13 protein-coding genes are annotated in these 11630 nt (G+C 47.0%); 4 read left to right on the top strand and 9 right to left on the bottom strand.

The window, feature by feature from the left end:
- Positions 1 to 34: 34 nt before the first annotated feature.
- The gene (locus VT06_RS09360) at positions 35 to 727 is read left to right on the top strand and encodes a ZIP family metal transporter (RefSeq protein WP_046554028.1); all 693 of its coding nucleotides are present in this window, start codon (positions 35 to 37) and stop codon (positions 725 to 727) included.
- A gap of 40 nt (positions 728 to 767) precedes the next feature.
- Here the strand turns inward: VT06_RS09360 and VT06_RS09355 are convergent, their stop codons facing one another.
- Genes VT06_RS09355 through VT06_RS09345 form a run of 3 tightly spaced genes read right to left on the bottom strand, consistent with a single transcriptional unit; the run spans position 768 to position 2472 of the window.
- The gene (locus VT06_RS09355; RefSeq protein WP_046554027.1) at positions 768 to 1169 is read right to left on the bottom strand and encodes a hypothetical protein; all 402 of its coding nucleotides are present in this window, start codon (positions 1167 to 1169) and stop codon (positions 768 to 770) included.
- 33 nt (positions 1170 to 1202) lie between these two features.
- Positions 1203 to 1913 carry a DUF3379 family protein gene (locus VT06_RS09350; protein WP_046554026.1) on the bottom strand — a complete coding sequence of 237 codons (711 nt, stop codon included), beginning with the start codon at positions 1911 to 1913 and terminating at the stop codon, positions 1203 to 1205.
- A gap of 4 nt (positions 1914 to 1917) precedes the next feature.
- Positions 1918 to 2472 carry a sigma-70 family RNA polymerase sigma factor gene (locus VT06_RS09345; RefSeq protein WP_235357399.1) on the bottom strand — a complete coding sequence of 185 codons (555 nt, stop codon included), beginning with the start codon at positions 2470 to 2472 and terminating at the stop codon, positions 1918 to 1920.
- Positions 2473 to 2725: 253 nt separating this feature from the next.
- Here VT06_RS09345 and VT06_RS09340 point away from each other — a divergent pair, with 253 nt between their 5' ends.
- Positions 2726 to 3322 carry a TetR/AcrR family transcriptional regulator gene (locus VT06_RS09340; protein ID WP_046554025.1) on the top strand — a complete coding sequence of 199 codons (597 nt, stop codon included), beginning with the start codon at positions 2726 to 2728 and terminating at the stop codon, positions 3320 to 3322.
- A gap of 38 nt (positions 3323 to 3360) precedes the next feature.
- Here VT06_RS09340 and VT06_RS09335 read toward each other — a convergent pair whose 3' ends face one another.
- The 6 genes from VT06_RS09335 to VT06_RS09310 all read right to left on the bottom strand — a co-directional run bounded on the left by VT06_RS09335 (position 3361) and on the right by VT06_RS09310 (position 6887).
- Complete coding sequence (locus VT06_RS09335) at positions 3361 to 4053, bottom strand: cytochrome c biogenesis CcdA family protein (protein ID WP_046554024.1); 693 nt, start codon at positions 4051 to 4053, stop codon at positions 3361 to 3363.
- A complete protein-coding gene (locus tag VT06_RS09330; RefSeq protein WP_046554023.1) occupies positions 4054 to 4437 on the bottom strand; it encodes a thioredoxin family protein in 384 nt (127 codons plus the stop codon).
- Positions 4438 to 4539: 102 nt separating this feature from the next.
- Positions 4540 to 5316, bottom strand: coding sequence for a DUF2063 domain-containing protein (locus VT06_RS09325; RefSeq protein ID WP_046554022.1), 777 nt, complete (start codon positions 5314 to 5316; stop codon positions 4540 to 4542).
- Positions 5313 to 6167 carry a DUF692 domain-containing protein gene (locus VT06_RS09320; protein WP_082122486.1) on the bottom strand — a complete coding sequence of 285 codons (855 nt, stop codon included), beginning with the start codon at positions 6165 to 6167 and terminating at the stop codon, positions 5313 to 5315. The genes VT06_RS09325 and VT06_RS09320 overlap by 4 nt, the downstream gene beginning before the upstream one ends.
- 3 nt (positions 6168 to 6170) lie before the next feature.
- The gene (locus VT06_RS09315) at positions 6171 to 6533 is read right to left on the bottom strand and encodes a hypothetical protein (protein WP_046554020.1); all 363 of its coding nucleotides are present in this window, start codon (positions 6531 to 6533) and stop codon (positions 6171 to 6173) included.
- Positions 6534 to 6611: 78 nt separating this feature from the next.
- Positions 6612 to 6887 carry a hypothetical protein gene (locus VT06_RS09310; RefSeq protein WP_046554019.1) on the bottom strand — a complete coding sequence of 92 codons (276 nt, stop codon included), beginning with the start codon at positions 6885 to 6887 and terminating at the stop codon, positions 6612 to 6614.
- Between the two features lie 170 nt (positions 6888 to 7057).
- Between VT06_RS09310 and VT06_RS09305 the strand changes: the two genes are divergently transcribed.
- Positions 7058 to 9448, top strand: a complete 2391-nt coding sequence (locus VT06_RS09305; protein ID WP_046554018.1) for a Lon protease family protein — start codon at positions 7058 to 7060, stop codon at positions 9446 to 9448.
- Positions 9441 to 11354, top strand: a complete 1914-nt coding sequence (locus tag VT06_RS09300; protein WP_046554017.1) for a TIGR00341 family protein — start codon at positions 9441 to 9443, stop codon at positions 11352 to 11354. The genes VT06_RS09305 and VT06_RS09300 overlap by 8 nt, the downstream gene beginning before the upstream one ends.
- The last annotated feature ends 276 nt before the right edge of the window (positions 11355 to 11630 follow it).

The following is an 11630-nucleotide window of genomic DNA, read 5'->3' as shown; positions in this document are numbered from 1 at the left end:
TGGATCTTGTATCTTAAAAGTTTGGAGTTGCTACATGCAGGAGCTGCATATCATTTTGTTAGCCACCCTGGGCGCTGGGCTTGCTATGCCAGCCGGTGCCATGCTGGCAGCTTTTGAGCGTATCCACTCTGACTGGTTAGAACAAGAGTTTCGTCATAGTGTAATGGCTTTTGGTGCAGGGGCTTTATTGTCTGCTGTGGCTCTGGTGCTGGTGCCAAAAGGTATTCAGCATCAGTCTGCTTTATCGGCCTCGTTATGGTTTATTGGCGGTGGTTTTGGCTTTATGTTGTTGGATATTGCTTTAAAAAAAGCCAATACCCCGGCCAGCCAGTTAGCCGCAATGTTAGCCGATTTTATGCCGGAAGCTATCGCTTTGGGCGCAACATTTAGTGCCGATCCCAAACTGGCACTATTGCTGGCGGGCATTATTACCTTGCAAAACTTTCCTGAAGGTTTTAATGCCTATCGTGAGTTGCATCAGGCGTCTGCCTCACCATGGCGCGTAATTAGCGGTTTTACTGTTATGGCGTTATTGGGGCCGATTGCCGGGCTAACCGGTTATCTCTGGTTGCAACATGAGCCACAAATTATTAGCGTCATGATGTTATTTGCGGCCGGTGGTATTTTGTATTCGGTATTTCAGGATATGGCACCACAGGTTAAGCTGGAACACCACTGGGGGCCGCCAATGGGTGCCGTAATGGGATTTGTACTGGGTATGGCCTGATTTATATTGGCACACTAATCCCTAAAGTTAACCCTTAAAGTTATAGCCACAGCCGCAACAGGCTGGCAGCAATAAGTGCCAGATAAGTAATGGCAACGGTTGGCTTTAACGCCTGGCGGGCATAACCGATAATAAGCTGCAGCGGCTTCTGGCGTTGGAATTGCCATTGGCTATGCCACTGACAACCGATATCCTGTGCTTGTAAAATGGCTTGTTCTAACTGCAACAAACGATCGGCAGCGCGTTGCTGCCAGGTTTTAAGCAAAGCTTCATGCAACCAGAATAAACCAATAATCCCCAATTGCAGTTCCAACCCGGCGGTATTTTTTAGTAACCATAGCCAAACCAGTATGGCTATAATTTTTAGCCAAAGCGCTTGTTGTTCTTGTTTATCATAACATTGTTGAATAAGCAGCCATTCGGCCTGGTTTTTATCAGTCATTAGGCATCCCTGCAGGTTGGGTTTTGTGCTTGGTTAAATAAAAAATTTAAGTTGCTGCTCAAGTTTAGCCGGCAACTGTTTTAAATCGTCATCGTGCTCGCTTACTACTACCACATCGGCGGTTTTTAATGCCAGGCTGCGGCCACGATAAGTGCCGTCTGAAAAATCTTTTTCAAATTCAAGGCTGCTGCCCGTTGGTATAATAAATACGGTCGCCAAGCCATTACTGGTTTGCATCACCAGATGCAACGAGCGGGTGCCACGGAAATCGCAAAAGTTAGCATAAACAATAGCTTGCTGCCAATCACTAAGTTCGGCACCAAAGCTCGCCAACTTAGCATTAACCTGACTTAGTGGTTGCGGTGTAAGCATTTGGTCCATGTAAGGGGCCTCATGGTAAATATGTGCCAGCGCATGCTGGCCCAGTGTCATTTGCGGGTGGCCATAGTTAAACCAATTCAGGGTAAGCCCGGCAATAAACGCCATCGATGCGGCCAAAGCAATAGCACCGGTAAAGCGCTTTTTCTGTACTTGCTGAGCTAACTGCATATGTTGACGTAACAGGTTTAATGCCAGGGTATCAGGCACCTTAAATTGCAACGCTTGTTTTATGCTGGCTTGGTCTAGCAATAATTGGCGTTGCAGCTGTTGCAGCGCAGGATCAGCGGCTACCGCGTTGGACACGTGGGCAGAGCGCGCCTGCGGATCGGCAATTAAGGCTTGTTTTATCGTTAAGTCGGCCATAGCATTACCCCTTTTGTTGCGCAGTTAAGCGCTGTTTAAGTAATTGGCGGGCCCGGAATAAACGGGTATTAACGGTATTTACATTTAAACTCAATAGTTGACTAATTTCATCGCTAGTAAAACCCGCCAAGGCTTGCAGCAGCAATGGCTCTCCATATGCTGGTGGCAACAGTAACAGTTGCTGCTGTAGCAAGGTGTCATCGTATTGTTGCTCCAATGCCGGGTTTGTGTCGTCAGTTAAGCTGTCTTGTTCAACGTCACTGTAATCTAGTTGTTTGCGCTCAAAGCGACGGGCATTTTCCCGGCGCAAAATAGTAATTAGCCAGGCTTTGGCCGCATTATCATCCAGCAGCGACTCTAACGCTTTCCAAGCTCGTAAAAAAGTATCCTGTACAATATCTTCAGCGATATGCTGATCACGACATAACCAAAATGCGTAACGGTATAAATCAGCATGGTACAACCGGACTAATTGCTCATAACGTTGACTGTTGCTTTGCGTTTTACGCTTAAATAAAGAGACCGGCAAACTGAACAGACCATTTCGTGATAGAGGCATTACTAGAGTCTTTTGTTCACTGAAAGAGGTGTTTAGCGTAATTGACATAAGCTGACCCTGTAAAGCATTAATTTGAACATTTGTTCAAGGTAGGTATCAATCGCATTGATTTCTTTTCTTGGTGAGTGCATGAAGAATAAGACAGGATATACAGCAGAAAGCTTTCAACAATATTTTGAATAATGATAAAAAAGCAAAGTTGATATTAAACCGTTTTTTGATGTATATTTGAACAATTGTTCAAGAGGTATTTATGGTAAACAGTGCAAAATTCGACCGGCAACAGGTTATTGCCAATGCCACCCATTTATTTTGGGCCCGGGGTTTTAATGGTTGCTCTATGCGTGATGTGCAGCAAGCTGTCAATTTAAGGCCGGGCAGTTTGTACGCCAGTTTTGGTGATAAAGAAACCTTATACCGTGAAGCGTTATTACATTATGCTTCGCAGGGCATGGTGGCATTACAGGCTTTGGAGCAGCAGCTGGTCTGCCCGCTGGCGGTGTTACGCCAGTTTATGCGGCAGGCCTTGGCCAGTAGTTTAGCTGACGCGCCAGATAAGGTGTGTATGCTGGTCAAAACGGTGCATGAGCTTGGTGGTGCGCAGCACCCGTTAGCTAAACTGGCCCGGGAATTATTGCAGCAAATGGCAAATCAGTTTGCCCGTTTGTTACAACAAGCGAAACAAGCAGGCAACTTAGCCCCCGCGACCGATGTCAACGCGTTAGCTAGCTTTTATCAAATGCAGCTAATTGGCCTGAAAAGTTTTGCTCAGTTGCAGCAAAATCCGGCGTTACTGGATACGCTGTTGCAACAAGCGCTGGCAATATTACCGGCAGAAAAAGCACACTGAAGGCGTGCCATTGCCACGCCTTCAGTGTGAAATGAGACTCAGATAGACGTTACCCAATCGGGCAACCATTCAATGGCCCAGATTTCCAGCACTTTATCAAAGCCGCTAAAAATCATTATTGCGATCAGTAGCAGTGCCGTGCCCAGCAGGTACTTAGTAAACTGACCTGACAGGCGCAGCTTAGCCAGCTGTTTGCCCGAGAGATGCCCAACAAAAACCAGTGGCAGGGCAGCACCCAAACCAAAGGTTAGCATGACAACAAATGCCATTGGCATGCTTTGCCCGGTTGAGGCTAAAGCAATAGCTGTGCCCAGGGTAGGGCCAACACAGGGTAGCCAGATTAAACCCAGTGAGGCGCCCACCACAAACTGCATAGCGACACCATTGCCGGTAATATTCTGACCGGGTAAATGGCTGGTTAAACGAGATAGCCAGAACGCCATTTTATCACTCAGGGCCGGTACTAGCAGCACCACACCCATAAGCAATAACAGGCCAGCTGAAAAGTAACGTAAAACGTCAGGTGATATGCCAGCATTTAACAATGCAAACGTTAACACCGTTCCCGCTAAAGCGAATGATAAACTAATACCCGCAGCCAGCATTAATAAGCCAAGACGCGATGACTGCATTGCCGACGCGGCTACCGCAGGTACCATCGGCAACACACATGGCGATAACAAGCTCAGTACGCCCGCCAGCAAGGCCAGCGGGATAGCCGTAAATTCCATTTAGTTAGCCTGCTCTGCGTCTCTGAGTATTTTAAAAATTCTCTCTTTATTGGTTTCGGCAACGGAAAAATGTACTTGCTCAAAGCCGTTATACACTAACAGGGTAGATTGTCTTGGTGCTTTAAAGTGTGTTACCCACTCTTTTTGGCTGTCAAAATCAACGGTCAGCAACTGGATTTTACTCTCTGGATTTTCAGTAAAATATTCAGCAATAATTTTACTTTGCCGACGACAGGTTGGGCACCAATCGGCATAGATGTCGATTAGTATTAACTGCTCAGCGTGTTGAGCTTGTTGAAATTTTTCAGTGGTAAAGGGGGTTTTTGCCATGGCATTGCTACTAATAAACAAGCCAAAAAGCAGTGTCAAAAAAAGTTTTTTCATGGGGTATTCCTTTGTTATTGAGATTATATGTAAAAGTATCAATAACAAGACCCGCACACACGCAATGCTATTTCAGCAATTTGGAACAATTGTTCAATTTAATTAATTAACTCGGCAGATAGCGCCTTTGCGGGTTAATTCCTGCACTAAAGGCAGGGCGCCCTGTTGCAGTTGTTGCTCGGTTAAGCCGGGTAGTTGCGGGCTAATATTGCGGATTAACGCATTAAAGCTCTGGCCTGGGTGTTCTGCCAACGTATTAAGTAGCAGTAACGTAGCCTGGTTTAGTTGCACAAATTTCACTTCATCTTCTGCGTTGCGATACAGTAAAAAAAACACCGGTTGTTCTGGCGCATCAGGTTGAAAATCAATGCAAATTTGTTGTACCGGGTATTGATAAGCACAAAGCATCGCCAGTTCAGAGAGTTGTAATGCGGTACTATCAAGTTGCGGCTCTGTTAGCTCAGTTGGGTTTACTGCCGGCGGCTGACTACCAACTATGGTGGCAATATACAGCTCGGCCCATTCATAATGTGCCAGCTCTGCTAAAAAAGCCGGGTCGTGCTCATTTGGCTGATAATCTTGTAAAAACGCCACAAACTGCTCGGCAATATGCAAAAAATAAGGGCTGTGGCAGGCATGCTGGCTAAAAAACTGTTGCGCTAAGGCGGTCCAGTTATGGTCGCTGTACAGGCTTTTTAATACCGGAAATGCGGTGTCGAGAAAGCCTTTAACATTATTAAAAAACAGCTCGCGATACACTTTTAGCCGGCGTGGCTCTATGCCGGGCGGCGGCGGGGCGCGGTCCGGGTTACGAATATAAGCCGCCAACTGCTGTTGCACCTGGCTAAAGTCACTTGGGTTGTTGTCTGCAGTACTCATAGCGCAAACTGCTTTAGCGCGTTGGCGCTGAGCGCTTGTTGTTGCAGAGCCCTGATAGTGTCCAGTTCGCCCGCGAGGTCGCTAAGCGCCGGAATATTAAAATCGCGCTCGTATAAGGTGGGTTTTACGCCATGCTGCAGGTAGGCCTGTTGCAGAAGCTGCCATACCGGGTCCGGAATATCGGCCCCATGGGTGTCGATCAATAAATCAGGCGCTTGCTGATAATGCCCGGCGACATGATAATAGGCGATGCGTTCCGTTGGCATTGCTTGTAAAAAAGCCTTGGCATCGTAACCATGGTTTACCGAATTAACATAGATGTTATTGACATCCAGTAATAGCTGGCAATTGGCCATCTGCAGAACTTCACGGATAAAGTCCAGTTCACTCATTTGCTGGCCGGGCGCGGCATAATAAGACACGTTTTCCAAAATAAGCGGCTGCTCCAGAATATCCTGCACCGTGCGAATCCGGCCAGCGACATAGCTGGCGGCTTCTTCGGTAAAGGGAATTGGCATTAAGTCATACAGATGGCCGCCGGCTGAGCAGTAACTCAGATGTTCACTGTACAGGCTAATATTATGCTGGCGCAAAAACAGCTTTAGCTGTTTTATAAAGTTAATATCCAGTGGATCCGGGCTGCCGATTGATAGTGATAAGCCATGGCAGGCAAAGGAATGGCGTTCGGTTAGTGCTTTAAACTGTTTGGCCAGTTTGCCGCCATAAGGCAACCAATTTTCTGGTGCTACTTCAAAAAAATCAATTGCCTGGTTGTCACTGGCCAACACCTGCTGCAGCATTTCACGGCGCAGGCCAAGGCCTGCTCCAGATAATGTTGTTGGCAATGTCACTACTTATGCCACACCGCACTTTCCTTCGCCACACTTCATTTCTTTACTTTTTTCTGTGGCTTTATCATCAGCCTTCGCTTTGGCGTCGTCTTGCATTTTTTCGGCTTTATCACCACCGCATTTGCCTTCACCGCACTTCATTTCTTTGGTTTTATCGGCTGCTTTATCTTTCGCTTTGTCTTTGGCTTTATCAGCACCGCACTTACCTTCACCACATTTACCTTCGGTAGCCGCCAGCTGATAGGCCATGCTAAGTTCTGCGGCCGCAAAAGGGTTAGTATCAGCCTGAACAGCGCTGGCGGCTACTGAGCCTAGTGCCATGGCGCCAAGGGCGAAAGAGAGTTGCGTTTTGTTTAATGTTTTCATTAGAGGTTACCTTAATGGTTGTCAGAGTCAGTTGTAAGACCCCACCAACGGTAAAGGTATTTCAAAAAAATATATTTATCAATGTACCCGGTAAAAACGACAGAAAAAATCAATGACGCTGTCCGGGTCAAGCCGGCTGAACCGGACGTTACGATTAGCCACTATTGCCTCGCCTAAGGTGCGTAATGTATGGTCCAGCGGCGTGCCTGCAGGGCGTGGTATACCGTAATCGGCAAACAAAAAATTTAGCGCGGTAGCGGTATAAGATTTACCTGGCTCCAATGTCACTAGTTCAAGCTCTTGTAAACGAACACCAAGATTACGAATTTTTTGCAGGCAGTGTTGTTCGTTCATAATAGCCTCGGCTAAGGTTAATTTCTGTTACTAAGCTTGTATCGGCGTGATAGCGGTTTTCTTTAATCATTGTCTTGCAACATCAGGCCAAAAAAGCAAAATAGCCCGCACAGCTTGCCGGGTTTTTGGTAGTATGTCGGCAATTGCACAAGCTTTAATTAAGGGATGACATGACCCACACCCATTTGCCGTTAGCACTGGAACCTGCTCACCTTGGCCCACAATTGGACGATGCTCAAATTGAGCTGGCGCTGGCCACGGCTGAACTTATTCCTGGTTTTATTGGCCAGGAACGCGCCAAGTCAGCACTGGCGTTTGCCATTGGCATGGATATGCCAGGTTATAACCTGTATGTAATGGGTGAGCCGGCACTGGGACGCTTTACTCTGGTTCAGGATGTGTTGCAACACGCGGCGGCAGAGAAAGCCACGGCTAATGAGTGGTGCTACCTGAATAATTTTGAAGATGAACGGGTACCAAATACCTTAAGGTTGTTACCTGGCGATGGTCGGATCCTGGTAAAAAAAATAGAAGCATTAATTGACGAGTTGTTGGATACCTTTCCGGCGGCGTTTGATAATCCGGGCTATCAGCGCAAGAAAAAATCTATTGCCCGTCAGTTCGACGATCGTTACGAGCAAGCGATAGAGCGGGTTGAAAAAATTGCACTGGAAAAACAAGTAGTATTGTACGAAGACAATGGTGCGGTGAGTTTTTCACCAATTATTGACGGCAAACCGCTGGATGACAGTGAATTTAGCAAAATGACTGATGAGCAGCGTCAGTATTTTTACGCGTTGGTGTCAGAACTGGAAACCGTGCTAAATGATGCGTTGCTGGAGCTGCCGCGCTGGAAGCGGGAGTTATCGGAAAACCTGCGTACGCTGCGCAACGAAACGATAGAGCAAGCGATTAAGCCAATGCTAAAGCAAATGGAGCATGATTACAGTACCGAGCTTGGTGTACTGAAGTACCTAAAAGAGATGCGGCCACATTTGGTAAAAGCCGTGCTGGAGTTACTGCCGGATGAATCAGACGGCGAAAAACAAGAAGAGATCGACAGCCGGGAAATATTTGTTGAAGAATTTGTACCTAATGTATTAGTGCATCATGAAGCCATGGCTGGCGCCCCAATTATATTTGAACCTAACCCCAGCTATGGCAACTTGTTTGGCCGGGTAGAATACAATTCGTCCAGTGGTGCTCTGTATACCAACTATCGCATGATCCGGCCCGGTGCGTTGCATAAAGCTAATGGTGGCTATCTTATTCTGGATGCCGACCGTTTGTTATCACAAGCGCCGGTATGGGATGCACTAAAACTGGCCTTAAAATCTGGTGAAGTGGTTATTGACACCTTAAGCGAGCATGCGGTAACCAACTCCACTATTATTACGCCCAAGGCCATTCCATTGAATGTCAAAGTGGTGTTGCTTGGCTCGCGTGACTTGTATTATCTGGTGCAAGAGGTAGACGAGGAATTTAACGAGCTGTTCAGGGTGTTGGCTGATTTTGAACATTATTTGCCTTACAACGAGCAAACCCTTAGCTTTATGTCACGACAGATCCAGCTGCAAATGCAGCAACTTAACATTAATCAGCTAACAAAATGTGGCTTGCGCCAATTATTGCAGTTTAGTTTCCGCCAGGCAGAGCATCAACGTAAACTGTCGGCACGTTTTGCTGATGTACTGGAGCTGGTGCGTGAGGCCTGTTTTTACGCCGCGCAAACGGAGAGTGATATTTTAAATGAAAGCCATGTGCAGCAAGCGCTGCAAGGTAAGCAGCACCGCACTGGCCGGATAAGTGAAGGTTTTTTAGAAGACATTCAGGAAGGGCAAATATTAATTGATACGGAAGGCCTGGCGGTTGGTAAAATCAATGGTTTGACGGTGCTGGAAATTGGTGACACCGCCTTTGGTACGCCGGCCAGAGTCAGTGCTACGGTATTTGCCGGCTCTAGTGGCGTTATTGATATTGAGCGGGAAGTAGAGCTTGGTAAAGCCATTCATTCTAAAGGGGTATTGCTGTTAACGGGTTACCTCGGCGCCAAATATGCCCGTAAATTCCCACTGACCTTAAGTGCCAATATTGCTATGGAGCAATCTTATGGGCATATCGATGGTGACAGTGCATCGTTAGCCGAGGTGTGCGCCCTTATTTCTGCTATTACCGACATTCCCATTAAGCAAAGCCTGGCGGTCACGGGGTCTATCAATCAGCATGGCCAGGTGCAGGCCATTGGTGGGGTTAACGAAAAAATTGAAGGGTTTTTCCGATTGTGCCAGTCCCGCGGTCTGACCGGTGAGCAAGGCGTAATTATTCCCGCCAGTAATCAGCTAAATCTGGTGTTGCGGGATGAGGTTATTGCGGCGGTGCAACAGCAAAAATTTCATATTTTTGTCGTAAAAACAGTGGATGAGGCACTTGGTTTGTTAACGGGTGAGGAGACTGGCGAGCTAAATCGGCGCGGTCAGTATCCGAAAAAATCTGTAAATGGTCGGGCAATGCAACGTTTGGCTGAAATTGCTGAACTGGTAAACGGCAGTATCGATGAATAAACGTCAGCTAACAGATCAGCCGATTATATTATTGTATGCGGATTTAGATGCGCAGCGGGTACAGCAGCAGGTAATGCCATTGCTAGCTAAACGCTTGGGTGATGACTTTAGTGCGCTTAGGCTTCAGGTATTTAACCCGGAACAGCCGGTCTGCTTTAACCCGGGCAGCCGACTCGTATGTTACCTCAGCGATGAACAGTTGCGTGATGTAGTGTTGCAAATTCAACAGCAGCCTCTTACGCTGGCATTACTACCACATCCGGAAATGAAACATGCCCGTTATGGTTTTGGCATTGCCGGTAAAATGGATGATGCACTGGCCGATGCGTTAAATACTGTCCAGATAGCGGCTGACTTATTGCTGTGTAATGACGTGCCGGTATTTAATTCGGTGGTAATAGGTGATGCCCTGACCTTAACACCAGGCGAAGCCTTAGCCGAACCCTTAGCGCAGCGCATAAAACGCTTTGCCCGGCTGGTCAGTGGTATTGGTGAGGTCACGTTTAACGCCTTTAAAATGACCACCCATAAAGAAAAAATTATTGATACCGCCGCTCTGGGAATTGTGGTGGTTGAGCATGGCCGTAGTTCAGTACTGTCGCGCCGGTTGGTGGCCGACTCTAGTGTAAATGACGGCATGTTGCATGCTCTGGTGTTAGCGCCGCGTTCGGTGTTTGAAATGCTGCGGTTTTTATTTGCCTCGTTGTTTTTACGTCATTATTGGAATAATCATCATCCGTCATTTGTTGGCCATATTAAAAGTCGCAGCTTGATCATCACCAGCCCTAAAGTGATCAGTTATACCCATGATGGCTTGATTGAAAAATGTACAATGCTGCAATTAAAAGTAGAGCCACGGGTGTTGCAACTGGCCCCCGGTCGCCACCTGGCGCTGGAGGATACAGAGGTTGAAAGCAAAGAAGTGGTTAAAACCCAGGCATTGCCTGCCGGGAAGGCAAAAACTGAGCTGGTAACGTATGCGCTGCCGTGGATCCATCATGCGGCAACGGACGAGTTTAAAGAATTGTTTATGGCCATGCGTGAAAGTGCCAAAGCCTCGCCTTCTTATTTAACACTGATGGTGCTGGCAACCTTACTGGCCGTATTTGGTTTATTTGCTAATTCTACGCCGGTCATTATTGGCGCGATGATTCTGGCACCACTAATGGGGCCGATAATTTCCATGGCGCTGGGTACCCTGCGCCAGGATGAAAGTTTAATGCTGGTAAGCAGTCGCAGCATTGCCGTCGGCACGGGGCTGGCCATGGGCTGCGCCATGGTTGCTACCTGGTTTATACCACTGACCACCATTAACAGCGAAATTGCGGCCCGAATTAGCCCAACGTTATTAGATTTAGGCGTCGCGGTCATATCGGGTGTTGCCGGCGCTTACGCTCATGCGCGAGCCGAAGTGGCAAAAAGCCTGGCGGGCGTTGCCATTGCTGTGGCACTGGTGCCGCCGTTGGCAGTAGCGGGTATTGGCCTGGGCTGGCTTGATTTTACGGTATTTTGGGGGGCTTTTCTGTTGTTCTTAACCAACCTGGTGGGGATTATTTTAGCTGCAGTAGTCACCTTTATGTTTTTGGGTTACAGCCCGTTTCACCGGGCTAAACGTGGCTTGGCGTTAACGTTAACGCTGGCGGTTATTTTGTGTATTCCACTGGCAATTGGTTTTGGCCATATGGTCACAGAACACCAAATAGTGCAGCAGCTGGATGGGTTTGAATTAGATGAAGTAAAACTGCGGGATGTTAGTGTCAGACCCGGGACACCGCTTAGAATAAGCCTGACATTAGTCTCGGGTAGTGCAGTAGATGATGCCATTATGGACCGTGTTAAGCAGCGTATTGAACAAAAACTGCAACAGCCGGTTGAACTGGAAATTGGTGTTAAAATTATTCGTTAGAGTGGGCTAATGTTCCATTATTAATGTAATGACAACATGACATTACAATTTCTGCCTTGCTGCTAAATAAACGGTCGTCGTCATCAAAGCCCTACTGTTGAATAACATAGGGGGCTACAATGCCAACATTGTTAACCTGAAGAAAACTGTCATAGTGTTTTAGTTACATCGGAAAACCAAGCAAAGGTTGTCAGTCTAATGGATATCCTGATGATGAGCAAAATAAAGTAATGACTAAAGTGACTAAAGCCAAAAGTGCGTATTTTTTATTGTCCA

Origin of the sequence: Arsukibacterium sp. MJ3 (assembly GCF_000987765.1) — a bacterium.
Lineage (GTDB): Bacteria > Pseudomonadota > Gammaproteobacteria > Enterobacterales > Alteromonadaceae > Alishewanella.
Note: the sequence above shows the minus strand (reverse complement) of the source record. Positions and strands in the feature narration are given on the sequence as shown.